The sequence below is a fragment of the Aeromonas sp. S41-2 genome, from assembly GCF_027705845.1.
In the GTDB taxonomy this organism is placed as follows: domain Bacteria; phylum Pseudomonadota; class Gammaproteobacteria; order Enterobacterales; family Aeromonadaceae; genus Aeromonas; species Aeromonas hydrophila.
Window position 1 is genome coordinate 133,383 of sequence record NZ_JAPDCG010000004.1, and the last position, 24,238, is coordinate 157,620.

Annotated in this window: 18 protein-coding genes; 6 read left to right on the plus strand and 12 right to left on the minus strand. The window is 65.5% G+C overall.

Annotated elements, in window-relative coordinates; all coding sequences use genetic code 11:
• Positions 1-133: 133 nt before the first annotated feature.
• A complete protein-coding gene (gene pulA, locus OKC44_RS11330) occupies positions 134-4,171 on the minus strand; it encodes a pullulanase-type alpha-1,6-glucosidase (RefSeq protein WP_270812894.1) in 4,038 nt (1,345 codons plus the stop codon).
• A 281-nt stretch (positions 4,172-4,452) separates the two neighbouring features.
• On the opposite strand from pulA, the gene OKC44_RS11335 reads away from it, so the two are divergent.
• Positions 4,453-4,863, plus strand: coding sequence for a hypothetical protein (locus OKC44_RS11335; protein WP_011704593.1), 411 nt, complete (start codon positions 4,453-4,455; stop codon positions 4,861-4,863).
• 63 nt (positions 4,864-4,926) lie between these two features.
• Here the strand turns inward: OKC44_RS11335 and dmeF are convergent, their stop codons facing one another.
• Entirely contained in the window at positions 4,927-5,877 is a 951-nt protein-coding gene (gene dmeF / locus OKC44_RS11340; protein WP_270812896.1) for a CDF family Co(II)/Ni(II) efflux transporter DmeF, read from the minus strand.
• A gap of 71 nt (positions 5,878-5,948) precedes the next feature.
• Between dmeF and OKC44_RS11345 the strand changes: the two genes are divergently transcribed.
• The 3 genes from OKC44_RS11345 to OKC44_RS11355 all read left to right on the plus strand — a co-directional run bounded on the left by OKC44_RS11345 (position 5,949) and on the right by OKC44_RS11355 (position 8,574).
• Positions 5,949-6,224, plus strand: a complete 276-nt coding sequence (locus OKC44_RS11345) for a metal/formaldehyde-sensitive transcriptional repressor (RefSeq protein ID WP_005308614.1) — start codon at positions 5,949-5,951, stop codon at positions 6,222-6,224.
• A gap of 169 nt (positions 6,225-6,393) precedes the next feature.
• Entirely contained in the window at positions 6,394-7,590 is a 1,197-nt protein-coding gene (locus tag OKC44_RS11350; RefSeq protein WP_011704591.1) for an amino acid aminotransferase, read from the plus strand.
• A 60-nt stretch (positions 7,591-7,650) separates the two neighbouring features.
• Entirely contained in the window at positions 7,651-8,574 is a 924-nt protein-coding gene (locus OKC44_RS11355; RefSeq protein WP_017408990.1) for a LysR family transcriptional regulator, read from the plus strand.
• Positions 8,575-8,616: 42 nt separating this feature from the next.
• On the opposite strand, the gene OKC44_RS11360 is transcribed toward OKC44_RS11355, so the two are convergent.
• The 6 genes from OKC44_RS11360 to OKC44_RS11385 form a co-directional block, all read right to left on the minus strand.
• Entirely contained in the window at positions 8,617-8,940 is a 324-nt protein-coding gene (locus tag OKC44_RS11360) for a DUF1820 family protein (protein ID WP_011704589.1), read from the minus strand.
• Positions 8,941-9,132: 192 nt separating this feature from the next.
• Positions 9,133-9,984 (minus strand): YjjW family glycine radical enzyme activase, encoded by an 852-nt coding sequence (locus OKC44_RS11365; RefSeq protein ID WP_270813204.1) that lies wholly within the window; start codon positions 9,982-9,984, stop codon positions 9,133-9,135.
• Between the two features lie 37 nt (positions 9,985-10,021).
• On the minus strand, positions 10,022-11,548 hold the full coding sequence (locus tag OKC44_RS11370; protein WP_270812901.1) for a YjjI family glycine radical enzyme: 1,527 nt from the start codon (positions 11,546-11,548) through the stop codon (positions 10,022-10,024).
• Positions 11,549-11,664: 116 nt separating this feature from the next.
• Complete coding sequence (locus OKC44_RS11375) at positions 11,665-12,006, minus strand: AzlD domain-containing protein (protein ID WP_016349379.1); 342 nt, start codon at positions 12,004-12,006, stop codon at positions 11,665-11,667.
• A gap of 2 nt (positions 12,007-12,008) precedes the next feature.
• Entirely contained in the window at positions 12,009-12,728 is a 720-nt protein-coding gene (locus OKC44_RS11380; RefSeq protein WP_270812904.1) for an AzlC family ABC transporter permease, read from the minus strand.
• Between the two features lie 152 nt (positions 12,729-12,880).
• Positions 12,881-13,357 (minus strand): L,D-transpeptidase family protein, encoded by a 477-nt coding sequence (locus OKC44_RS11385; protein ID WP_024944607.1) that lies wholly within the window; start codon positions 13,355-13,357, stop codon positions 12,881-12,883.
• Between the two features lie 260 nt (positions 13,358-13,617).
• Between OKC44_RS11385 and OKC44_RS11390 the strand changes: the two genes are divergently transcribed.
• Entirely contained in the window at positions 13,618-16,788 is a 3,171-nt protein-coding gene (locus tag OKC44_RS11390) for a S41 family peptidase (protein ID WP_270812906.1), read from the plus strand.
• A 101-nt stretch (positions 16,789-16,889) separates the two neighbouring features.
• On the opposite strand, the gene OKC44_RS11395 is transcribed toward OKC44_RS11390, so the two are convergent.
• Positions 16,890-18,233: a zinc-dependent metalloprotease gene (locus OKC44_RS11395; RefSeq protein WP_270812910.1), complete on the minus strand. Its 1,344-nt coding sequence runs from the start codon at positions 18,231-18,233 to the stop codon at positions 16,890-16,892.
• Between the two features lie 20 nt (positions 18,234-18,253).
• A complete protein-coding gene (locus tag OKC44_RS11400) occupies positions 18,254-18,916 on the minus strand; it encodes a hypothetical protein (RefSeq protein WP_270812913.1) in 663 nt (220 codons plus the stop codon).
• A 332-nt stretch (positions 18,917-19,248) separates the two neighbouring features.
• Between OKC44_RS11400 and OKC44_RS11405 the strand changes: the two genes are divergently transcribed.
• The gene (locus OKC44_RS11405; RefSeq protein WP_270812915.1) at positions 19,249-21,444 is read left to right on the plus strand and encodes a glycoside hydrolase; all 2,196 of its coding nucleotides are present in this window, start codon (positions 19,249-19,251) and stop codon (positions 21,442-21,444) included.
• A gap of 13 nt (positions 21,445-21,457) precedes the next feature.
• Here the strand turns inward: OKC44_RS11405 and OKC44_RS11410 are convergent, their stop codons facing one another.
• Complete coding sequence (locus tag OKC44_RS11410) at positions 21,458-22,249, minus strand: substrate-binding periplasmic protein (RefSeq protein WP_270812916.1); 792 nt, start codon at positions 22,247-22,249, stop codon at positions 21,458-21,460.
• A gap of 76 nt (positions 22,250-22,325) precedes the next feature.
• On the minus strand, positions 22,326-24,173 hold the full coding sequence (locus OKC44_RS11415; RefSeq protein ID WP_270812917.1) for a M3 family metallopeptidase: 1,848 nt from the start codon (positions 24,171-24,173) through the stop codon (positions 22,326-22,328).
• Positions 24,174-24,238: the final 65 nt, after the last annotated feature.

The window sequence follows — 24,238 nt, forward strand, 5'->3', positions numbered from 1 at the left end:
GCCCACAGCAAAGAAAAAGCGCGGCTGCCGGTCGGCAGTCGCGCTTTGCTTACTCTCTCGGAGTTATCCCACCCTTGGCGAGGTGGAATTCAACCCTGGGGTGCCGAGCCAGCCCCGGGCTCGATGGGAATGACTACTTGGCGCTGCACTCCTGGATCACAGCGGTACCGGCCTTGGTGCCGGCCGGGTCAACCTTCACCAGCACGCTCCACAGCCCCTGCGGCAAGGTGATGCTGTTGTTGGCGCTGCCCGGCTGGGAGAAGCCGATGGCATAACCCGTCTCCGCCGTCACCGCGCCGCCACCGTTGAGCAGGTACTCCTTGCTCCAGTCCTCGTTGGCCACCTTGAACTCGGTGCTGCCGGTGTAGTTGAAGGCCGCCTGATAGATGGCCAGATCTCCGTCCATCCCCTTGTAGCTCAACTGATACTGGGGCTGAGCGGCCCAGCCGGAGAGCTCGCCCTTGACGAACAGGTTGTAGCCGAGCGGATTGCCCGCCACCGTGTCCAGCACCTTGCAGCTCTGCACCGGCTCGGTGAAGCTGACGCTCAAGGTGGGCTTGTCCTTGTTCATGGCGGTAAACACGAACTTGTAGCTGCCCGCCTTGGCCAGATCGAGCCCGATGTTGCCGGTATCGCCACCCTTGCAAAGGGTCAACGGAGTGCCGACCACCAGCTTGTCACCCGCATTGCAGCTGCCGTAGTTGAGGGGACCCCAGCTGGCATCCGCGATCTTGACGTTGGTGGTGCCCAGCTTGTCGCTGCTCACCTCGGTGGTGAACTCGTACATGAAGTTGCTGCTGAAGGTCATCTGGTTGATGTTGCCCCACTCATTGAGGAACCCCTTCAGATAGACGGCGGTGTCACCGAACGGCGGTACCGTGCTCAGATCAATCTTCTTGCCGACCGGCAAGCCAGTGCCCTGGGCACCGCTCTGCGGCTTGACGAACACCGCCGCCGACCAGGCACCCAGGGTCAGGGTACCGCCATTGACGGCCGCATCACGGGCGATGCTCTCGCCGCCGCGGTGGGCCGGGCTCAGCTGCAGGCTGGTCAGGTCGATGGGCTGATCGTTGCCGTCACGGAAGTCGCTGATGCTCTGGGGAGCATTGGTGGCGTTGATCATCACCACCAGACCGTCGATGGCCGGATCCAGATCCGCCCCCGCATTGATGCCGTCATCCACCGTCATCACGATGAGGCCGGGCTCCTGATCCGGGCCGGTATTGCGGAAGTCGACCCGCTTGATCACCTCGGCGCCGCTGCCCAGACGCAGCAGACGGGAGGATTGACGCAGCTCGGCCAGCTCCTGATAGAAGCCCACCATGGTCGCCATGTCGGCACCGCTCGGCTTGACGTGCTTGCCGAGTACTTTCTCGATCAGCGGATAGTTGTCGCCATCCTTGTCCTTGCGCGGCAGCCCCTTGTCGAAGTTGTTGTCGGCCAGGGTATAGTCGACCCGGTTGTACCAGTCACCCGAGTCGTAGCTGTCCCGCTCCATGGACTTGGAGCGCAGCAGCTCGACACCGGCATGGGTGAAGGGAATACCCTGCCCCAGCATGGTGGTGGCGAGCGATACCCCCTGCATCCGCACCAGATCGGCCCCTTGCGGCGCCTTGTAGATCAGGTTGTCGAACAGGGTCTGGTTGTCGTGCTTGTCGACGTAGTTCTGGATTTCGGTCGGATCCTGGGCATAGCCCGCCGGTTGACCGTTGTAGTCGATGTCGGAGCCCTTCTTCGGCATCCCGTCCTTGTCGGTCAGGATGAAGTCCTTGAGGTTGCCGGCCATGCCGAGGCGCACCAGATCGGCTTGATGCAGGGCAGTGGCGCGATCGACGCCATCCATCTCGTTGGCATCCACCAGAGCACCGTTGCCGAAGCCCTGAGTCTTGCGAATGGTGTCGCCGCCGTCGAACGGACTGCCGCCGCGCACCGCATCCCGCAGCCGGTCGGAGAAGGAGCCGATGCCGGTGCCGGCCAGGTGTTTCTGGGTCGCCTGCACGAAGCGCTTGTCATCCTGCACCTCGCCGAAGTTCCAGCCCTCGCCGTAGAAGTACATCTCGGGGTTGACCTGCTTCACCGCGGCCAGCGCCTGCACCATCTGATCTTTCGGGTGATGGCCCATCAGGTCGAAGCGGAAGGCGTCGATCTTGTAGTCGCGCGCCCAGGTGACCAGGGAGTCATCCATCAGCTTGGCGAACATGGCGTGTTCTGGCGCCGTGTTGGAGCAGCAGGTGGAGTTCTCCACCGAGCCGGTCTCCGGATTGAGGCGCTGATAGTACCAGGGCACTATCTTGTCGAGCACCGACTTGGGCCCCAGGCCCGCCTCGTTGGTGTGGTTGTAGACCACGTCCATCACCACGTTCATGCCGATGTTCTGCTTGATGGCCTTGACCATTTCGCGGAACTCCAGGATGCGCTGGCTGCCCTCTGCGTTGGTGGCGTAGGAGCCTTCCGGGGTGGTGTAGTGGTAGGGGTCATAACCCCAGTTGAAGGAGTCGACGCCACGCAGATAGCCGTAGAGCTCCTGCACCTGCGGGTTCTCCTTGCTGTCGCTCCCTTGCAGATCGCCAAGCACGGCCTCGATGGTCTGGCCGCTGCTGCAGTAGCCGGCGAACTTGGAGTTCTGCACCTCGGGGTTGACCTGGCACAGCTTGCCGAAGTCGTCGCTGATGTTGGCGACCTTGGCCGGATCCTCGTTGACGGTGGCGATGTCGAACACCGGCAGCAGGTGCAGGTGGCTGACGCCGCTCTTGGCCAGCGCCTGCAGGTGCTTGACCGGCGCCGTGTCGGTATCGGTCAGGCCGAGGAACTTGCCGCGGTGCTCGGCCGGGGTGGAGTCGTCGTTGCCGGTCAGATCGCGGACATGGGCCTCATAGATGGTGATGTCGGCGGGGTTCTGCTGGCTGTGGGGCGCCTTGAGGCTGTCCCACCCTTCCGGCTTGAGGGCCGGATCGTTGAGATCCACCACCTGGCTGAACTCGGAGTTCATCGCCAGGCTCAGGGAGTAAGGATCGGTCACCTGATAGGATTCCAGCTTGCGGCTGACCGGGTGATAGACCTGGATGTCGTAGCGGTAGAACTTGCCCACCAGCTCGCTGCCACCCTGCACGCTCCAGCTGCCGCTGGCCTCGTCCAGGGTCATGGTGCGCTCGCCGAGCGGCTTGTGCTGCCCGTCGAACAGCGCCAGCTTGACCGACTTGGCGGTCGGCGCCCACAGCCGGAAGGTGACATTGCCCCCCTCGACCACGGCGCCATAAGTCAGCTTGGTGGCCGCTTCGCTGTAGATGGCATCGAGAGCGCCGGCGCTCTGCACCAGGGTCGCCCCCTGCAGAATGCCGTCGGCGTCGGTGCCGATGGCCACCAGCTCACCCTTGAGCAGCGGCTTGAGGTCCTTGCCAGCCGGCAGGGCGAAGGCGGCGGCATCTTTCAGATGCGGATACTTGGCCTGCTGCTCGGCGGTCAGGCTGGTCGGAGCAAGGGTGATGTAGGGGAAGTCGAACACCCCTTCGGCGTTGGCCTTGATGGTGCCGGACTCGGTGTAATAGAGGCGCACATGGGGCTTGTCCTTGCCCCCTTGCCAGATCAGGGTGTTGCCGTCGATCAAGTGGGCACTGGCGCCCGCCACGCCGAAGGCGGCGGTGAAGGCCTCGGCGCGGCTCCCGAAGATCTCGTTCTTGCCGGCGACGATGGCCACGGTGCGGTCCGGGTGATCGCTGAAGACCACCTTCATGTCGCTGCCGGTCAGGTTGGCCAGATCGCCGTTGCGGGCGATGAAGTTGATGCAGCCTTCCAGCTTGCTAAGGGGCACCACCCAGCTCGGGCCGAAGCCGTCGGCCGCGGCCGGGGTGTTGACCTTGTCGTCCCAGCCCGCGTTGAGGCCGCTCTCGGCGGTGGCGCTGCAGGCGTCGTTGTTCCACAGGTGCAGGCTGTAGTTGGCGAAGGGGCCTGTGACCCCGCGGGCCGCACTGGTCTGGGTATCCACCAGGGCGATCACCGCCTGATCGGGCCCGGCCACCAGTTGCTCGGCAGGGGGTTGCACATTGGGCAGACGGGCGACGGGGCCGTCCGTGGGTTCAGGGGTGGAGGGGGAGGAGCTGTTGTCATTGCAGCCGGACAAAAGCGCGAGCAGTGAGGCTGTTACCAGCGCCACTTTGGTCTTTTTCATATCCATTTTTTTATAATTCCCGCTGTAGTTAGTCTCGATATCCGAGTACCCGGTCATTGCCGAGCGGTGCCATATTAATCAGCAGAAATCGTTTCAAATGTGAGCAGGGGGGCAAAAAAGTTAACCGCTTTCAACAAGATAACGTTTTCATAACGAAAATCGGATCGGGCTCACAGACCTGCCGCCCGATTCGGCACATACCTGCGGGCAGAGCCATGATGTCTGGAAAAATTGATTTCCGATCAAATGGATAAGTGGATACGGCAAGAGAGAGGGAGCCACGACAGATGAAGCGGATTGAGGAGCAGGCCAGGCGGCTGGACCAGGAGTATCAAGAGATTGCCCAGCTGTTTGACCAATTTTGTCAGCAGGCGGGGACGCTCGCCGAGCAGTACCACTTCTTCAACTGGCCGGATTATGAGGATACCCCGCCCCTCGCCCGAGCCTTTACCCTGCTGGGAGAGCCACGGGAGCTGCGGCTGCGCTGCCAGCCGGGGGAGCGCGGCAGTTTGAGCGGGCTGATCCAGGTGTGCGGCGAGGAGGGAACAATCCACGCCAGCCTCGGCTTTCGGGCCGACGGCCACCTGCTGCTGGAGTCGGGCCGGCTGCTGGACAACCCGCCAGAGCTGCTGCTCAAGCTGCTGCTCGGCGCCATCTGGCAGCACAAACCGGAGGATGTGCAGGGCCAGCCACACTGAGCCAAAAAAACAGGAAGGGGCCTTGGCCCCTTCCTGCTGTTGCGGGCGGCCAACCGGCCAGGATCAGGAAGCGCTCACCTCTATGGTGACGTGCACCAGCTCCTCGTGGATGGCGAGCCGGGCGCGGATCTCGCTGGCGGAAACCGGCGCCGCCATCAGCAGGGAGAGCACGCAGGCATACTGCTGCTGGCCCACCCGCCAGACGTGCAGATCGCGCACTTCGGCGTCCGGCAACTCGGCGATCACCTCGCGGATCTCCGCCACCAGCGGCGCGTCCATCTCGGCATCCAGCAGCACCCGGCCGGAGTCGCGCAGCAGGCCCCAGGCCCACACCGCCACCAGCCCGGCCCCCACTATGCCCATCAGGGGATCCAGCCAGTCGGCCCCCCACAGCATGCCCCCCACCAGCGCCAGAATGGCCAGCACCGAGGTGGCCGCATCCGCCAGCACGTGGATGTAGGCGGCGCGCAGGTTGAGATCCTGATGACCGTGATGATCGTGTGAGTGATCGTGGTCGTGATGATCATGATGGTGGTCGTGACCGTGTCCATGGTGATGAGCGTGATCATCCTTGAGCAGCCAGGCGCAAGCCAGGTTCACCAGCAGGCCGACGATGGCGATGGCGATGGCCTGCTGGTAGTGGATCGGGCTGGGATCCAGCAGCCGGAACACCGACTCGAACAGCATCATGCCGGCCACCCCCACCAGCAAGAGGGCGCTGGTAAAGCCCCCCAGCACCTCGATCTTCCAGGTGCCGAAGCTGAATCTGTGGTCGCGGGCGAAGTGGCGGGCGGCGCGGTAGGCCAGCACCGACAGGCCGAGCGCCAGCGCGTGGGAGCTCATGTGCCAGCCGTCGGCCAGCAGCGCCATGGAGTTGTAGAACCAGCCGCCGCCGATCTCCGCCACCATCATGATGACGGTCAGCAGCACGGCCCAGCGGGTCTTCTGTTCGGCCAGCGGATTCCCTTCGTGGACGACGGGTTGGTGGCAGTGGGATGAGGCGAGGGATGACATGGATTTCTCCTGAGGACGACAATGCAATATACTATACCCCAGTATAGTTTTATTGATCGAGAGGATCCTGCATGTCACACACCATTCACGGCAAGAAGAAGCTGCTGGCGCGGGTGCGCCGCATCAAGGGACAGGCAGGGGCACTGGAGAGCGCGCTGGAGCAGGAGAGCGACTGCGCCGCCATCTTGCAGCAGATCGCCGCCATTCGCGGCGCCGTCAACGGCCTGATGCTGGAGGTGCTGGAGGGCCACATGCGCGAGCATCTCGGCGCCGAAGAGGCGACCCCGGCCGAGCGGCTGGAGGATCTGGATCAGGTGGTGCGGGTATTGCGATCCTATCTGAAGTAGGGCCGGTAGATGGAGCCATGCGTAGCCCCGCCTCATCCCGTTGACGGCTGGGCGGCGTCGGCCCCACGGCCCCCGCCCCTTTCAGACTTGAGCCCTCGCCGGCTTTACGCCATGATGACCGCCGATCATTGATCGCCATACCCTGGATTCCATTTCGCAAGGACCCCCCATGTTTGAACACGTCGATGCCTATGCTGGCGACCCCATCCTGACCCTGGTCGAGACCTTCCACAAAGACACCCGCGAGCAGAAGGTGAACCTGGGGATCGGCCTCTATTACGACGAGCAGGGCCGCATTCCGCTGCTGGCCTCGGTACAGCAGGCCGAAGCCCAGCGCGCCGCCGCCCCGGCCCCCCGCCCCTACCAGCCGATGGAAGGCGCCGCCAACTACCGCACCGCAGTGCAGCACCTGCTGTTCGGTGCCGACCACGAAGCGGTCAAGGCGGGTCGCATCGCCACCATCCAGACCATCGGTGGCTCGGGCGCCCTGAAGATCGGCGCCGATCTGCTCAAGCGCTACTTCCCGACCTCCGAGGTGTGGGTCAGCAATCCCACCTGGGACAACCACAAAGCGATGTTCGAGGGCGCCGGCATCAAGGTGCACGATTACCCCTACTACGATGCGGCCACCGGCGGCGTGCAGTTTGACGCCATGATCGACTGCCTGAGCAGCCTGCCGGCAAAAAGCATCGTGCTGCTGCACCCCTGCTGCCACAACCCGACCGGGGTGGATCTCTCTCGCGCCCAGTGGGACCAGGTGATCGCGCTGGTAGTCGAGAAGAATCTCATTCCTTTCATGGACATCGCCTATCAGGGCTTCGGCGACGGGCTGGAAGAGGATGCCTACGCCATTCGCGCCATGGTGGCCGCCGGCGTCAGCTTCTTCGTCAGCAACTCCTTCTCCAAGAACCTCTCCTTCTACGGCGAACGTTGTGGCGGCCTGTCGGTCATCTGCCAGGATGCCGAAGAGGCGAGCCGCGTGCTGGGCCAGATGAAGGCCACCGTGCGCCGCAACTACTCCAGCCCCCCCACCCACGGCGGTCAGATCACTGCGGCCGTGATGAACGACGCCAGCCTGCACGCCATGTGGGTCGGTGAGGTGACCGAGATGCGCACCCGCATCAAGGCGATGCGCGAGAAGCTGTTCGAGGTGCTGAGTGCCAAGGTGCCGGGCCGTGACTTCAGCTACTTCATCAACCAGCGCGGCATGTTCAGCTACACCGGCTTCACCCCGGAGCAGGTGGACAGACTGCGGGAGGAGTTCGCCGTCTACCTGGTGCGCTCCGGTCGCATGTGCGTGGCGGGCCTCAACAGCCGCAACGTCGACTACGTGGCCGACGCCATGGCCGCCGTGCTCAAGGGCTGATCCCCGCAAGCCCCGCTCAGGCGGGGTTTTTTGTTTGTCCCGCTTGCTCGTGGAACCGTTATGGATCTCATTGCCCTCTCCCGCCTCGGCGGTCGCCATCTGGTCACCCTGCACCTGCTGCTCGACAGCCAGAGCGTCACCCGCACCGCCGAGCGGCTCTGCACCACTCCCTCCACCGTCAGCAAGACCCTCAACCAGCTGCGGGATCTGCTCGGCGATCAGCTGCTCTACCGCCAGGGCAACCAGCTGTTGCTGACCCCGTTCGCCGAGCGGCTCGGCCCTACGCTGCACCGGCTGCTGAGCGAGCTGAACGGCCTCACCGGCCAGGGCGGGTTCGATCCCGCCAGCTGGCAGGGGCAGCTGAAATTTGCCCTGCGCGAGAGCGGCATGGTCTGGCCCATGGGCCCCATCCTGGCGCAGCTGATGCGCGAGGTGCCGGGCCTGGTACCCGACATTCGCAACAAGGATGAGCAGGGGTTGGCGGCACTGGCGGCAGGCAAGCTGGACTTCGTGATCCTGCCCCACGATCAGAGCCAGCCCCTGCCCCGCCAGCAAGGGCTGGTGTGGGAGACCCTGCGCGAGGACAAGCTGGTCTGCCTGCTGCGCGCGGATCACCCGGCGCTGGCGCGATCCTGGGATCTCGATGCCTACCTGAGCTGGCGCCATATCGCCATTCGCGATCAGGAGCTGGCCAACCCCTTCTTCGAACAGAGCCTGGCCCAGTTGCAGGTGCGCCGGCAGATCGCCGCCATCCTGCCGGATTTTGGCAGTGCGGCGGCCCTGCTGCGCCAGAGCGATCTGATCCTCACTGCCATCGGTGGCTGGGCAGAGCAGGCGGCCCCCCACGCTCTGGTGAGCAGGCCGGTGCCCTTCGATTACGGTGCCGTCACCCACAGCCTGGTGTGGTACGGCCCGGCCGGAGAAGAGCCGGCCCGGCGCTGGTTTCGCCAGCGCATCCTGCAACTGGCCCGCGAGCTGGGATAAGGACGACCATGCCCGGCACACTCAGGCCGGGCATGGCGGGTGTCAGGGTTTCTTGGTGTAGATGGGGCTGGGGAAGGGAGAAACGTTGTTGCCCAGTTCGGTGATGCGGGCGGCCCCCTGCTTGCGCACCTGATCGACCCGCAGCACGTGGTGCATGGGGATCATGGTGCGATTGACGTCGGCAAATTCACTCTTCAACTTCTCGTGGCTGGGGTCGACGATGAGCGCCGTGTGGTTGTCCCACACGAAGTTGGCGATCTCGATGAAGCCGAACAGCTGACCCTGGCTCACTTCCCTGACATAGACTTCGTAACGCTCGTTGTGACAAATGAACTGCACTCGATATAAGGCGTTGGATTCACTCATGTTCGTCTGTTGATAGTGGGCGATTGACCCATTCTAGCCGCCACCTCGCAGAGCTCAAATAGACAGCAATCACAGTTACGTCATCTCAAGACTCAGGCAGCAAAAAAGCCACGCCAAACCGCTCGGTTCGCCGTCCAATCTTGCCTTGTAGTATCAAATCCCTTTGCGATCAGTTGATTAGCATCCGGCTACTCAGAGCAGTGGCGGCAGGCTGACCGGGCCGAGCCCGGCCACCGCCAGCGCAGCGGCCAGCTGCTCCAGCTCCTCTCGCGCCGCCTCTGGCCAGCCCTGCGCCGCCCCGCGCACGCCGTGATGGCGAAAGCCGTTGAGGCGGATGGGCACGGGCCCGAGGGCGCACAAGAAGGCGGCGAGCCCGCCCTCCAGCGTGCCGTCGGCGGCGAGATAATCGCTCTGCCCCGGCACCTGCAGCAGGCGTACCTCCGCCAGCTTGCCCGCCTGCGCCAGCAGTTGCAGCGACGCCAGCACCCGCTCGCGGCCATAGCCGGTCAGCGTGTGATGCACAGAGTCGCGCCACCCCTTGAGATCGATCATGGCGCCGTCCAGCACCGGCAGCAGCCGCTGCCAGCCAGCCTCGGCAAGCGAACCGTTGCTGTCGAGCAGGCAGTCGAGATGAGCCAGATCCGGCGCCCCCTTGATGGCCGTGAACAGCGCGATCACGAACGGCAACTGGGTGGTGGCCTCACCGCCGGAGACGGTAATGCCGGTCAGCAGCGGGCCGTAGCGGCGCAGCAGAGCCAGCACCTCGGCCACCGTCATGGTGGCGGTCTTGGGGCTGGCGCTGCGGGGGCAGGCATCGAGACAGGCATCGCAGTCGGTGCAGTGCGCCGCCTGCCAGCTCACCCGTCCCTCGTGCAGGGTCAGCGCCCCGCTCGGACAACCGGGCACGCAGTCACCGCAGTGATCGCAGAGGCCGATGGTGTGCGGGTTATGACAGCCGGGGCAAGCGAAGTTGCAGCCCTGCAGAAACAGCACCAGCCGGTTGCCGGGGCCGTCCACGCAGGAGAAGGGCAGCCAGCGGCTCACCGTCGCGGTGCGCGCCGCCCCTGCCCGCCTGCCGCACTCAGTAGTCACACAGGGTCGCCTCGCGCCCCACCACCCGCGGCGCCCGCTGGCGGATCCCGGTCAGTTCGCTCGCCTCGGCGCCGAGGCAGGTGGTCTGCAGCCGCGAGCCCTCGGTCGCGAAGCGGGCCACGTCGCTCTTGCGGATCATGTAGCCGGTCACCCGCACCAGGTCGCTGTCCGCCACGTTGGCGGTGAACTCGCGCATGCCGATGGCGAGCGCCCCCTTGCACAGCTGCAGCAGCGCCTGCAGGTTCTGGCGGATGGTGGGATCCAGGGTGAGGATCTCGCTGATCCCGGAGTGATAGAAGCCGTGGTGGGGCGCCAGCGCCAGCACATGGCTGGCGGGATCCGGCTCCTCGCCATAGGGGATGCGTACCCCGGGGGTCACCCCGCGATCCACGCTGAGCCCGCCCTGGGAGTGGAGCAGGGCGCGGCCACCCCAGGCGTGCACCTGCGGCGTTTCGCTCACGTGGCGGGCGAGCTGGGCCGAGATGCGATAGCCCAGCTGGTTCGCCTCCTCGTCCCGGCCGTAGCGCTCCGGCAGATTCTCCTTGTCCATCAGAAGGTTGACCGCCTCGGCCATGCCGTAGATGCCGAACATGGGTACGAAGCGATCCTCTTCCAGCAGCCCCTCCTGCACCAGGAAGCTGTCGAAGAAGCCTGACTCCTGGTGCAGGAAGGCGGCACGCGCCTCGATCAGGCGGGAGGCGAGGCGGCAGTAGTGGGGCAACAGGCAGCCCAGGAAGTCGTCGATGCCGTGGGCCTGCTCGGCCACCCGCTTGAGGGAGACCCGCACCAGAGTATTGGCACCGCCCGCCTGGGGCAGGGCGTTGTAGCAGCTGACGATACCGAAGCCGCGCTCATCGAAGGTGTTGCGATGCAGCGGGTAGTTGGCGATGTGGGGCTTGCTGCAAGCCGCGATGTTCTTCACCCCCTGCAGCAGCAGGCTGTCCGGGGTCTGCGCCGGATCGTGGAACAGGGTGAGGTTGGGAGCCACCTGCTTGAGATCGCCGTCGATGCGCAGGATCAGGCGGCAGAGCCGGTTGTCATCCGGGCCTATGTTGACGTGCATGAAGGCATCCGGCAGCACCCGGTCCAGGTAGATCCAGAACCCCTTCAGCTTGCGATAGAGGGCCTCGTCATCCAGCTCACCGACGAAGGGCAGCAGCAGGTGGTCGAGTCGGCCCAGCCAGACCGGCATGCCGGTGACGGAGGGCACGTGGTGGTAGAGGATGCGCAAGGCATCGAGCGCCTCGTCAAAATCCTGCGGCGGTGCCAGCTCCAGCCAGGCCGAGCCCTGGCGCAGGAACTTCTCGTAATCCGGCAGCACATAGCGCGGCTTGTAGGGGGCGTGCCCCTCGAACATGTCGCAGACAAAGCCCTTGGCCATCGCCTCGCTCACCTCGGCGGGCAGTTCGGGATAGGGCAGCGCATTCTCGGCGGCCAGCGCCAGGGCATGGCTCTTCTGGGCCGGTGACAGCAGGGGATCGCGCACGATGCGCTGGCAGGTTTCGGTGAAGGACATGGCTCGCTCCTCGACGGATGGGAGCTAAATCCTCACACTTGAGAGGTGTTTTTTGAAGTGACATTCACAACATGGCGGATATCCAATAAAGACATCCGCCATGCAAGATCACGGGCCTAGCCCAGCCAGGGCAACAGCTGGGCCACGCCCCCCTGCCAGCGCAGCAGGAAGAAGCCCCCCATGCCGACCACCACCACCAGCAGGGTCGGCAGCCGCAGCAGGGTCAGCACCGTCACCAGCAGGGTGGCGACCAGGTAGTCCGGATCCCAGCTCAGCCCAGTGCCCGGCTGGTAGCTGAAGACGATGGGCAACCAGATGGCGGTCAGCACCGACTGGGCCGAGAAGCTGAGGAAGGCCCCCATCTCGGCACCTGGCTGATAGCGGGTCAGCCGCGAGAAGAAGGCGAAACGGTTGAAGAAGGTGATCAGGGCCAGCAGGCCTATCATCAGCCAGCTCATGATTACCTCCTCATCCGATGCAACACATAACCCACCAACATGCCCGAGAGCGCCGAGATGATGATGTAGACCTCCGCCAGCAGCGGCTTGGTGAGCAGCGCCATGGCACCGCTCACCAGGGTGGCCGCCACCATGGGCAGGTTCTTCATGGCGGGAATGGTCATGGCGATGAAGGTGGCGGCGATGGCAAAATCCAGCCCCATCTGATCCAGTCCGTCGATGTACTGGCCGGCGGCGATGCCGAGCAGGGTCGCCGCATTCCAGAACAGATAGAAGACGAAGCCAGCAATGAGCGCGTAGGCCGGGTCGAAGCGACCGCTGCGCTCCCGGTCTTTGAGCGCCACCGCGAACATCTCGTCGGTCAGAAAGAACGCCAGACTGGCGCGCCAGCGCAGGGAGAGCGGCAGCACGTCGCGGCGAAAGGTGAAGCCGTAGAGCAGGTGCTGAGAGGTGATGACAAAGGTGGAGCCCATGATGGGCACCAGTGGCGTCCCCGCCCCAAACAGGGTGGTGGCCGAGAGCTGGGCGGCGCCGGCATAGACCAGCAGCGACATCAGCTGGGCCTGCAGCGGGCTCAGCCCCACCTGCAGCGCCAGGGCGCCGCACAGGATCCCCCAGGGGATCACCGAGACGGAGAGCGGCAGAATATCGATCGAGGCGCGCCACCAGAGCGCGCGGGTACTCTCGGCCCCGACGGGCCGGGAGCAGGTTGCTGATGGCATGGGATCATCCTTGTTGCGTCCACGGCGAGCCGGAAAAACTAGCACAGCACGGGGACGGATACCAAGAGGCTGCGGGTAAAGAAAGAGGATGGAGACAGAACAGGGGGAGCCAAAAAACAGAACGCCACCCGGAGGTGGCGCGCTGCAGAGAGTCAGGGCTGAATGACGATGGGGGTGCCGGGTTCAATGGCGTTCCACACTTCGTCCAGATCCTTGTTGAGCATGGCGATGCAGCCATTGGTCCAGTTGGACGGCTGCAGGCGGGTGTTGCCTATGCTGTTGCGCTGACCGTGGATCATGATCATGCCGCCCGGTCGCACACCCATCTCGTTGGCCGCCTTGATGTCGTCCAGATTCGGGTAGTTGATGTGGATGGCCTTGTAATAGTTGGAGTTGGTCTTCTTGTAGTCGAGGATGTAACGGCCTTCCGGCGTGCGCTGATCCCCTTCCCGCTGCTTGTGCCCCTTGGGAGCCGGACCCAGAGCGATCCAGTAGCGTTTGACCTCCTTGCCATCCTTCATCAGGGTCAGGCTATAACTCGATTTCTTCACCACCACCATATCGGCGGACAGGGTGGCAAAACTCAATGCGGGCCACAGCCCCAGCAAACACAGTAATACGGCTCTCATTCCATCCCTCGGCAAGCCTCTGGTAAGGGCTTTTCTGTTACCAAATCATCTGAACTGCACCGCCTCGTGTGGCGGGCGAGCGCCATCATATTGGATCGCCATCAATACTCAATATATCCAGAGAAACATATCCCGCGCCATCTTTTATAGATTGTTACAATTAACTGCCAAAACAACGGGATAACCCCCCTATCTCGGGATAGTCCCGGGCGGGACATTGGGGGAAGATAAGGCGCTTTTCACCTCTCAGGAACCTCACGATGCGATACCGACTCTCCCTGCTGCTCCTGCTGCTCTGCTCCTCCCTGCAGGCGGCCGAGCCGCTCTGGCTGCGCGAGCCCGCCCTCTCCCCCGACGGCAAGCAGCTTGCCTTCACCTGGCAGGGCCGCGTCTACCTGAGCGCGGGGGATGGCGGCCCCGCCATGCCCCTCACCGATAGCAACTACCTGAGCCAGCGCCCGCTCTGGTCGCCGGATGGCAAGCTCATAGCCTTTGCCGCCAACCTCTACGGCAACGAAGATGTGTTCGTGGTGCCGAGCCACGGCGGCGAGATGGTGCGGCTGACCCGGGATTCGCGCCCCGACCTGCCCCAGGCCTTCAGCGCCGACGGCAAGCAGCTGCTGCTGAGCAGCCAGCGCCTCACCGACCCCGACGCCGATCACTTCGTGGCAGAAGGCTATCAGGCCGGCAACCTCTACTGGACGCCGGTTGCCGGCGGCCCGCTGACCCCGGCCCAGCCCCTGCCCGCCACCCTGGCCCGCCCCCACGGCAACCAGCTGGCCTACCAGATGCCGGGCATGGATCAGCCGTTTCGCAAGCACCAGCACTCGTTCGCGGTCTCCCGTCTGTGGTTGTTCGACGGCAAACAGCATCGCCAGCTGACCGAAGACAGGGTGGCCGCCAGCGATCCGGTCTGGGATGAGCAGGGCAAGCAGCTCTACTACCTGAGCGAGCGCAGCGGCGATTTCAACGTCTGGCAACGGGATCTGGCCAGCGGCCAGGATCGCCAGCTCACCCACTTCAAGGGCCATCCGGTGCGCGGCCTCTCTGCCTCCCGCCAAGGGGATCTGGTCTGGTCCTGGCAGGGGGAGCTCTACCGCCTCGATGCCGGCAGCGACACCCCGCGCAAGCTCGTCATCCAGCCACTGTTCGCCAAGGTACCGGCCGAGCAGAGCTGGCAGCCCGGCCCCGTCGACGAGGCCATCGCCCGCCAGGACGGGGAAGAGGTGATCCTGGTCAGCCAGGGGGATCTCTACGCGGTCGACACCCGGCGCGAGCGGGTACGCCAGCTCACCCGCCACCCCAGCGAGCAGTCGGCGCCGCGCTATCTGGATAAAGAGCAGGAGCTCATCTACCTCTCCGAACAGGAGGGGCCGGCGGCGCTGTATCGCCTCAAGAAGGGGCAGCCGGACAAGCTGTTCAGCGACCCCGGCACCCTGACCGAGGAGAAACTGCTGGCCATTCCGGGCGCCGCCATCAGCGTGCCGACCCTCTCCCCCGACGGCAAACAGCTCGCCTTCGTGGTGGACGGCCAGGCCGTCCACCTGCTGGATCTGGCCAGCGGCAAGCAGCGCCAGCTGGTCGCCGCCGAGTTCAACCCCTCCCGCCACGCGGTGGAACTGGCCTTTGCCCCCGATTCACGCCACCTGGCGCTGACCATCCAGCCCGACTCCGCCCAGCAGGAGATCGCCGTCATCGATACCCGGGATGCCAAGGCCAAACCGATCAATGTCAGTCTCAACGGCTATCGGGATGGCGAGCCTGCCTGGAGTCAGGACGGCGGCATCCTCTACTGGCAATCCACCAAGTACGGTGTGCTGGGCGCCGATGGCGAGCCCCTCGGCGGCAGCCTGCTCGGCCTCTACAGCAGTCGCGCCGCCAAGAGCGACTTCATCGCCGAACAGGCACCGCCCAAGGCCGGTTACGGTTTCGAAGCCGACCGGCTGGCCCACCGGGAGGCACTCCAGCTGCAGCCAGAGGGCCCCATCCTCGCCAGTCGCATCGTCGACGATCATCTGATCTATCTGGTGGAGGTGATGGACGCCAACGGCGAGAGCGAGATCAAGGGCTATGCCCAGGATCTGCGCAAGGGTGAAACCAAGCTGCTGTTTGCCGAGCAGCCGGGGCCGGCGCTGGCCAGCCTCAACCAGGATGCCAGCCTCGCCACCCTGGTGCGGGAGGGGGAAATCGCCCTCATCGATACCCGCTCCGGCGAGGCCAGCAGCCACCCCTTCAATCTGCTGATCACCGCCAGCTGGCAGGATCGGATGAGCGCCGCCTTCGACCAGATCACCCGTCTCACCCGGGACGAGTTCTACCGGGCCGACATGAACGGAGTGGACTGGGACGGCTATGTGGCCGCCTATCGCCGCCTGCTGCCCGGCATCAGCAACGATCGTGACTTCGGCAACCTGCTGGCGGAGCTGGCCGGCGAGCTCAATGTCTCCCACACCTGGGGCAGCGGTCCGGCCCCCTCCCTGCGCATGCCGGACGAGACTGCCAGCCTCGGCGGTTACTGGCGCGAGCGACAGGGGGCGGTCGAGCTCGACGCCCTGCTGGCCGGCGGCCCGCTGGAGCAGGAGACGGATCTGGCGCCAGGCGCCCGCCTGCTGGCCGTCAACGGCACCGAGCTGCACAGCCTCAACGAACTGGATGCCCTGCTCAACCACCAGGCCGGCCAGCGACTGGCGCTCACTGTGCTGCCCAAGGGGGCCAAGGAGCCCAGCCAGCTGGAGGTCACCGCCATCGACCTGCAGCAGGAGTATCAGTTGCAGCTCGACGGCTGGGTCGCCAAGCGCCGCAGCCAGGTGGAGCAGTTGAGTCAGGGGCGGGTCGGCTATGTCTATCTGCCGGAGATGAGCAGCGCCGTCTATGAGGAGGTGGTGGCCGACGCCCTCGGTCGCCAGCGCAATCGCGAGGCGCTGATCGTCGACGTGCGCTTCAACAAGGGGGGCTATCTGGCCAACACTCTGGTGGAGTTCCTGACCGGCAGCGGCAGCGCCCAGGGCATGGCCCGCAGCTGGCCACGCCTTGGCAAGGGGGAGACGGACGCCGCCACCCGCCAGTGGACCAAACCCTCGGTGGTGCTGGTCAATGCGGGCAGCTACTCGGAAGGCTCGGCCTTTCCCCAGTACTACCGCACCCTCAAGGTGGGCCCCATCGTCGGTGAGCCGGTGCCGGGCACCGGCACCATGGTGTACGCCCACACTTCCAGGCTGATCCCGGGCCTTGCCTACGGCATCCCGACCCTGGGGCTGCGCAACCCCGACGGCACCCTGTACGAGAATCAGGAGCTGATCCCGGACGTGCAGGTGGCACTGACCCCGGCCGACATGCTGGCGGGGCGCGATCCCCAGCTGGTCGCCGCAGTGCAGGCCGCCCTCGCCCAGTTGACCACGAATGCGAAACCCGCAGCCAAACGGGCTGACTGACGCCAGCCAGCAAAAGAGGAGCCGGCCGGGCTTGCCCGGTCGGCTCCTCTGACAGACAGACATCAAGGGCGCCCCACCTGTTGCGGGGCGCCCTTGATGCATCAGGCCGGCTGCGTCTCGGCCGGCTGGCGTGCCAGCGCCAGCTGATACCTGTGCTCGGCCAGCTCCAGCTCGCGGCGCGCCTCGTCCACCTTGCCATCGGCGCTCTTCACCGCCGCCACCAGCTGGTTGTAGCGATCCCAGCTGCCGTTGTACTCGTTCACCTCGGCCTGGTAGCGCTGGCTGATCTCGTTGGACTGGCGAATGATGGCGTTGTTCTCATCGTGCAGCTGATCGATGCGGGCGCTCAGGTTCGCCTGGATGGCGCGGATCCGGCGATACTCTTCCGGGCCGTAGCTGCCGTTGTAGCTGTTGTGCTCACGCACCAGCCGGTTGATCTCCTGCACCGTCTGGCGGTTGCGCTGGTTCAGCTGGCTCAGCTCGCGCTGGTAGCGATCAAAGTTGCCCTTGAGCGTCTGCTGGCGATCCTGCAGGGCGGTTCTGGCCGCCACCTGCTGGCTGTAGTGCTCCTGAGCCGCCGCCAGGTCCTGGCGTCGGGTCTCGAGGGAGCGCTCCAGCTCGCCCAGATCCGGCAACTCTTCCGTCACCATGGTGGGGTAGAAGGCGGCGATCTGCGGCGTCGTCACCCTCAGCGCCCGCACCGCATCGGCTCCGTTGGCCTGATCCCGGTAATCCACGCCGCACGGCTGCCCCTTGCAGATCAGGTCCGGGCTGGAGAACTTGTACTCGTGGCTGTAGACCCCGAAGCTGGAGGGATAAGCCATCACGGTGGCGAAAGAACCCCGCACCCCGTGCCCCAACGCATAGTGATAAGTGCCCCCCGTGCCATCCTGCAGGCGGGAGTGGTTGAGCCCCATGTTATGACCCAGCTCGTGCGCCAGCACCACGTCGCCACAGCCGGTGGCCGTCACATGGCTGAACATGCTGCCGGCATCCTGGGAGACATCCCCGTCGGCATACGCCTTGCTGCCATCGGGATAGGTCGCGGAACCACCAACCCAGGCCAGCCCGCAGCTGCCGTGGTCACCGGTCTGGGGGCGCATCAGCACCACCATGTCGGCGCCATAACGGGTGCGCAGGGTCGGTACCTGCTTGAAAGCCGGATCCTGCTGGTAGGTCACCGCGTTGAGCGCGGATTTGTCGGTGCCGCCATCCGGGTAATTGACCTGCTGGTCGTGCACGGCCCGCACCGTCAGATCCAGGCCGCTGGCGGCATAGATCTGGTTGGTGACGTTGATCATGTGCTGGATCCGGGTCTGCGCATCCCCTTGATAGCGGGCCGCCAGCCCCGGACTGTGCAACACCATCAGGTCGATGGTTTCCGCCAGCACCGGGGTCGCCCCGAGCAATCCCGCAATCATGATCCCCAAGGTGGTTTTCTGCATGTGATCTTCCTTTTCTGTTGTTATTGGTGAGTCGGGATCAGGGCGTCATCGCCGCCATGACCCAGATCCAGCGGCGGGTTCTTGTAAACCCAGCCCTTGCCTCCCAGGGTCTCGACGGAGTAACTGCCTTGCGGCGTGCCGATGAACCCGAAAGTCGCTTGCTTGCCGACGGTGAAATTGACCGGATAGCTGTCACCGTCAACCCGAATTTCCCCCTGCCAGTTGCGCTCCCCGCCCCGCTGCAGTTCAACCTTGGTCACCCTGGCCTGCAGGGTGCTGCCGTCTGGCAGCGGCAGGGCCACGCTGTCGCCCACCTGGGCCTGCTCCAGGTCGCTGCCCTGCAGGGCGATCGGCTGGGGTTGCTCGACCGCATCGCCGGGCTCCGCCAGCGGAAAGTCCGCATCCACCTCGGCCGCCTGCCAAGGGGTCTCCAGCTGCTGGCTGCCATCTTCCCGCAGCCGATCCGGCTTGGCGGGGGCTGCGACCGGCGCCGGCTTGAGCACGGGGGCAGGCATGGCGGCGAGTGGCGCGAGCTCCGCCAGCGGGCCGCTATCCGCCGCGTGCCCCTCATCCCCTGCCGCCCCCTGGCCGGGCGCCACCGCTTGCGGCCACAGGTACCAGCCGATCACTCCAGCCAAGAGGGCGCACAACCCCAGCCAAGGCTTCCATTTCGCTCTCTTCATACTGATACTCCAGTCAAAAACAATCCTTATAAAACAATGGATTGCGTTCAAAGTGAGCAGGCATGCTAGAAACCGCCGAGCAGGCTGGCACCCCCCTATATGGGGCGTCGAAAAAATGGACGCGGGAGGTTCACCCCTGCAGGAGGAGTCACACAAGCCAGTGCTGGCGGGGGCTGAGAGAGGGTTCGAATGATGCTTTTTTGCCGCATGAAAATGGCCCCAAAAAGGGCTGGAATGAGGCCATTCACCCCATATGGGTTAAGCAGATTTGGCTGTACCGGGGGGCAGGCGTCGGCGTACCCTGATGGCATCAATCAGGTCAAGGATGTTGCATGAACGGTTTGCCGATACGGGCGCCAGCACTGGGCTGGCTGTTGATTTCACTGCTGGCGGCGCCGCTGGCCGCCGCCCCCCTGACGCTGCAGGGCGAGACCCAGCGTTACCGCATCGATCCCGATACCCTGGCCATCTCGGTCAACCAGATCCCGGTCAGCACGGGCCAGCCCGCCCGCCAGGTCGATCAGTTGCAACAAGGGGAGCAGCAGGCCAGCTGGCACTGGCCCGCCCAGGACGCCAGGGTGGAGGTCAAGCTGGATGGTGACGACCTCTTGCTGACGCTGGTCAGCGACAGTCCCCGTCAGCTGGCCTGGTTCAGCCTGCCGAAAAACCAGACCCACCTCTCCCTGGCCTTCGGCGAGGGCAGCCGCTTCTCGGTGCGCGACAGCGACTGGCTCGGCTATGTCGGCGACGAGCTGGCCGAGCTCAACACCCATTACGACCTCAAACTGCCGCTCTGGAGCCAGGATGCCGGCAAGCAGACCTACAGCTGGATCCTGCAGACCCCCTACGACAACCGGCTTCGCTTCAGCCGCCAGGGAGGCCGGCTGCAACTGAGCGCCAGCCATGAATTCAGCAGCTTCAACCAGCAGGCGCCTATGGTGGTGCGGCTGAGCGTGGGGGATGACTGGCTGGCCGGCGCCCGCCGCTACCGGGCGTGGTTGCAGAGCGAGGGGGACTGGCAGTCTCTGGCCGACAAGGTCGCCCGCATCCCCGCCGGGCGGCGGCTGATCGGCGCCAGCCATGTCTACCTGTGGGGTGATGCCCTGCTCGATCGGCAAGATGTGAAGGCGTGGCCCGCGCTGCAGGCCAAGCTCCGGCAAAAGCCGGAGTGGCTGCAAGGCTTCAACAGCGAGGAGCGGGAGGCGCTGGCCGCCAAGGCGCCAGAGCCCTGGCAGCAGGCGCTGATCATGGCGGGTCTCAACCGGCTGATTGCCGACCAGCTGCCGCTGCCTGCCCAGCAGGGCCCGCAGGCCCAGAGCAAGGTGCTGGCCCTGCGCCAGCAGTGGGTCAAGAGCCAGTTCGGTGAGCAACTGGTGGCGCAGGAGCGCTGGGGCCAGGGGCTGTCGCTGCCGGTGATCGAGGCGCTGCAGCAGGCGGGACTGCGCAAGCTGTGGCTCGGCACCCCGCAATGGACGGCGGCCCTGCAGCAGGGCTATGCCCTCACCGCCGCCCAGCGCCAGGGCTATCTGGTGGGCAGCTATGATTCTTACGATACCGCCATCGCGCCCGGCACCAACGACAGCTGGCTCACCGCCCAGCTGCCGCCGGAGATCGGCAAGCGCTGCGCCATCGTCGAGGCCAACGGCAAGCCCAAGCCGGGCTTTGGTGGCGAGGGGGTCTATCTCAATCCGGGCTGCACCCTGCCGTTTGCCAAGAGCCGCATGAGCGAGCTGGCCAAGGTCAGCGGCATCAACAGCCTGTTCCTCGATGTGGACGGCACCGCCATGGCCTCGAACGATTACAACCCGGCCCACCAGCAGGGCAGCCAGGCGATGATCGCCGACCGCAACGCCCGCATGAGCTGGGTGGGAGAGCGGCTCGGGCTGGTGCTCGGCTCGGAGGATGGCAACGCCCTCACCAGCAAGCCGCTGCTGTTTGCCCACGGCATCCAGAGCTGGGGCTTTGGCTGGACCGATGCCGCCATGCGCAAGCAGGCCAAGTCTCCCTACTACCTCGGCAAGTGGTGGCCGGACGAGGCGCCGCAGGTCTTCTTCCAGCCTGCCCGGCTCAAGCCGCGCTACCTGAAGACGGTGTTCAACCCGGCGGATCGGCTGCCCCTCTATCAGACGGTGTTCCACGACTCCGTGCTCAACAGCCACCACTGGCTGCTGGACAACCTGAAATTCCCGGGCATCAAGGAGGAGCGTGCCCTGCTCGGCCTGCTCTACAACACGCCGCCGCTGGTCAACCTGAGTCGCAGCACGCTGGCGAGCCGCCTGCCGGAGCTGGTGAGGCTAGACAGCCAGTTCGGCCCGCTGCACGAGGCGCTGTGGGACAAGGCTCTGGTGGGCTTTCGCTGGCGTGACGGGGTGGGCCGGGTGCAGGAGACCCGCTTCTCCGACGGCAGCCGGCTGGTGGCCAACTTCGGCCACAGCTCCATCATGATCGACGGCCACAAGCTGCCGGGCCGCCAGCTGCTGGTGGCGCTCAAGGACAAGCCGGTCAGCGTGCTGAAGATCCAGGGCTGAACCCGGGCAGCCATCAGGAGGGGGTCGCCCCGCTGGCCGGGGCGGGCGGCAATGCATGGAGGTTGAGCCAGCGCCGGCGCAGCGCCTCCAGCGAGCCATCCTGGCGCATCTGGTCGAGGGCCCGCTGCAGGGCCTGCACCTTGGCCGGCTCCGTCGCCAGGTTGAGGGCGAAGTAGTACTGCTCGCCGTCGTCATAGACGAACAGCGGGGTGAGCGCCGCCAAGCCGTGCCCCAGCTGGTGCATGTGAAAGGCTGCCCCCAGATCCAGCGCCGTTACCAGCTCCACCCGGCCGCGCAGCAGCATGCGAAACTTGTCCTCCTCGCTGTTGACGCTGACCGGCGCCAGCCCCTGGCGGATCAGTTGCTGGGCCGAGGCCGAATTGCGCACCACGGCGATCCGGTAGTGGCTCGCCTCCTGCAGGCTGCGGGGCTGGATGTCGGTGCGCGAGCTCAGCCGCCACACCCGGATGGTGCGCGGCCCGACCGGCCCCACCCACTGGAACTGCTGCTCCCGCTCCGGGGTACGCGCCACCGAGAAGAGGATGCTGCCCACCTGATAGCGGGCATTCTGATAGGCCCGTGCCCAGGGCTGCAGCTGGATGTCACCGCGCAGCGTCAGGCCGCTGCGCGCCAGCAAGGCATGCAGCAGATCCACCGAGAAACCGCTCACCGGCTGACCGGCCAGCTGATAGTTGTAAGGGGGCATCTGCTCGGTCAGCGCCTGCAGTGCCCGGGCCGGCTGCGCCAGCCCTCCCGTCAGCAGCAGCGTGGCCAGAAGCCACCGCCACCGCGCTGTTGTTCCCACCCTCGACTCCTTCCCATGAAAACAGACCCCTGCCGCAGCAGGGGTCTGACATAATGCATGTTCACCGGCTTGCGCCTCAGTGGCTGGTCACCGTCTCCTGGTAGTGGTCGCGGATCCAGTGCTCGAAGTCGGCCAGCATGGCCGCTTCGGAGCCGCTATTGTCGGCGATAAGCTGGTCGCCGTGAACCACCCGGATGCGGGCATTGAGCGGCTCACCCTCACCGACCGGCGGACGCTGGCGGGCCGCCGCCATGCAGGCCTCTGCCTGCTGCCACGCCTCGGCCACGCTCTGGTTGCAGGCCCGGGCCAGCGGCCCGGCGCTGAAGCCCTTGCCGGTCAGGCTCTGCAGCGTCTCGTCATGGGTCATGCCGTTGCCCGGCCCCCAGTAGTGGGCGGCCAGATCCGGCCCGATGCGCGGGTTGTCGGTGAGGTAGCCGTCGCGTTTGAGGAAGTAGGCGCGGGTCTGCTCCACCGCCATCAGCGCCAGCAGATAGCCGTGATAGGCGCAGGCCGACTCCTGGTTGAGCAAGTGCGGGATAGCCAGCAGCGGACGCGGACTCTCCACCCCCAGGATCTTGCGCTCCCAGCGGCGGGCCAGTGCCAGCACGGCGGCCGGGGTGCGCTCGGCCTCGTCCATGGCGTAGAGATCCCGCTCGAAGTAGGCCACCAGCGCGATCTGGCGCTCATTGAAGGCGCGAAACGGCTGGCGTGCCTCGATCATCGCCTTGATCAGCGCATCGGGGATCGGCTCCCCCGCCGCGTTTCTGGCGTAGCGCTTGAGCCAGTCAGCGTCGTCCAGCAGGCTGTCGCAGAACATCGACTGGGTCTCGGCGTAGGCCATGGAGGTGGGCGGGAACTCCTGGGAGAAGCAGGGGGCGTTGCCGGTGACATTGGCAAAGTGCGCCGCGTGGCCGCCCTCGTGGAACAGGGTGTTGAGCCCGCTCCAGCCGCTGCCCACCTGGGCCGGGTTGGCCAGGCTGGTGAAGTTGACCACCGCCGGCACCCACTCCCCCTCCTGCCAGAAGCTCGGCACCGGGCCGTGGCAGAAGCCGTTCTCGTATTTCCCCTCCCGGGTCAGCAGATCCAGGGTGAGGGTGGCGCCGCGGTACTGGATGCCGAGCCGGCGAAAGCTCTCGACCCAATCCTGCAGCGCCCGCGAGAAGGGCACGTAAGGGTCGAGCTGGCGGGTCACGTCGCCACTCACGCTGTAGCGCAGGTTGTGAGGCAGCAGGGCCGCCTCCCCCTTGGCCGCTTTCAGCTCGGCCAGGCTCTGGTGCAGCCGCTGCTCGGTGCCGGCGATGAAGTCGTCGAGAATGGCGAACAGCTGCGCCGGACTCATCTGCTCGTTCTTGTGCACCTTGTAGTCGAAGTAGTCGCGATAACCCATGGCGCGGGCGAAGCGGTTGCGCAGCGCGACGATGGCCAGGTAGCCGTTGTCCACCACCCACCGCTCCAGGGTGTGGAACATGGCGAGCGCGCTGTGGCGCACCGCCTCGTCGCTGCTGGCGGCCAGCGCCGTGCTGGCGGCGGGCAGGCTGCCGGCCACCTGCCCGCCCTGCTCGTCCAGCAAGGTCAGCTTCAGCTCCCGGCGACGGGCAAACAGCGCCGCCTCGGCGGCCACCAGTTCGTCCATCAGGGCGGCGGCCTGAGGATCCTCGATGACGTTGCACTCGAAGAAGGCGATCCAGCCCCCCAGACCGCGCTTGAGCTCGGTCTCCTCGGCCTGGGCCTGCATCTGCCGCAGTACCGGCAGACGCGCCGGATCGGCGCAGAACGCCTTGTAGGCCTGCTCGGCGGCGGTGAAGCCGGCCTGATCGTCGCTGGTGCCCATGTAGGTGGACCAGAACAGATCCTCCTTGCGCCTGTGTACCTGCAGGTAGTCGGCGTTGAGCTGGTTGAGATAATTCCTGGCAATGGAACTCATAACTTCCCTCTTGTTATGGGGCGGCCGCGAGGGCGCCCACTCCTTTTTGGTGAAATGCCAACTCA

Coding starts and splice junctions, on each gene's coding strand:
- pulA (WP_270812894.1), bottom strand. CDS start 4,171: ATGGATATGAAAAAGACCAAAGTGGCGCTGGTAACAGCCTCACTGCTC.
- OKC44_RS11335 (WP_011704593.1), top strand. CDS start 4,453: ATGAAGCGGATTGAGGAGCAGGCCAGGCGGCTGGACCAGGAGTATCAA.
- dmeF (WP_270812896.1), bottom strand. CDS start 5,877: ATGTCATCCCTCGCCTCATCCCACTGCCACCAACCCGTCGTCCACGAA.
- OKC44_RS11345 (WP_005308614.1), top strand. CDS start 5,949: ATGTCACACACCATTCACGGCAAGAAGAAGCTGCTGGCGCGGGTGCGC.
- OKC44_RS11350 (WP_011704591.1), top strand. CDS start 6,394: ATGTTTGAACACGTCGATGCCTATGCTGGCGACCCCATCCTGACCCTG.
- OKC44_RS11355 (WP_017408990.1), top strand. CDS start 7,651: ATGGATCTCATTGCCCTCTCCCGCCTCGGCGGTCGCCATCTGGTCACC.
- OKC44_RS11360 (WP_011704589.1), bottom strand. CDS start 8,940: ATGAGTGAATCCAACGCCTTATATCGAGTGCAGTTCATTTGTCACAAC.
- OKC44_RS11370 (WP_270812901.1), bottom strand. CDS start 11,548: ATGTCCTTCACCGAAACCTGCCAGCGCATCGTGCGCGATCCCCTGCTG.
- OKC44_RS11375 (WP_016349379.1), bottom strand. CDS start 12,006: ATGAGCTGGCTGATGATAGGCCTGCTGGCCCTGATCACCTTCTTCAAC.
- OKC44_RS11380 (WP_270812904.1), bottom strand. CDS start 12,728: ATGCCATCAGCAACCTGCTCCCGGCCCGTCGGGGCCGAGAGTACCCGC.
- OKC44_RS11385 (WP_024944607.1), bottom strand. CDS start 13,357: ATGAGAGCCGTATTACTGTGTTTGCTGGGGCTGTGGCCCGCATTGAGT.
- OKC44_RS11390 (WP_270812906.1), top strand. CDS start 13,618: ATGCGATACCGACTCTCCCTGCTGCTCCTGCTGCTCTGCTCCTCCCTG.
- OKC44_RS11395 (WP_270812910.1), bottom strand. CDS start 18,233: ATGCAGAAAACCACCTTGGGGATCATGATTGCGGGATTGCTCGGGGCG.
- OKC44_RS11400 (WP_270812913.1), bottom strand. CDS start 18,916: ATGAAGAGAGCGAAATGGAAGCCTTGGCTGGGGTTGTGCGCCCTCTTG.
- OKC44_RS11405 (WP_270812915.1), top strand. CDS start 19,249: ATGAACGGTTTGCCGATACGGGCGCCAGCACTGGGCTGGCTGTTGATT.
- OKC44_RS11415 (WP_270812917.1), bottom strand. CDS start 24,173: ATGAGTTCCATTGCCAGGAATTATCTCAACCAGCTCAACGCCGACTAC.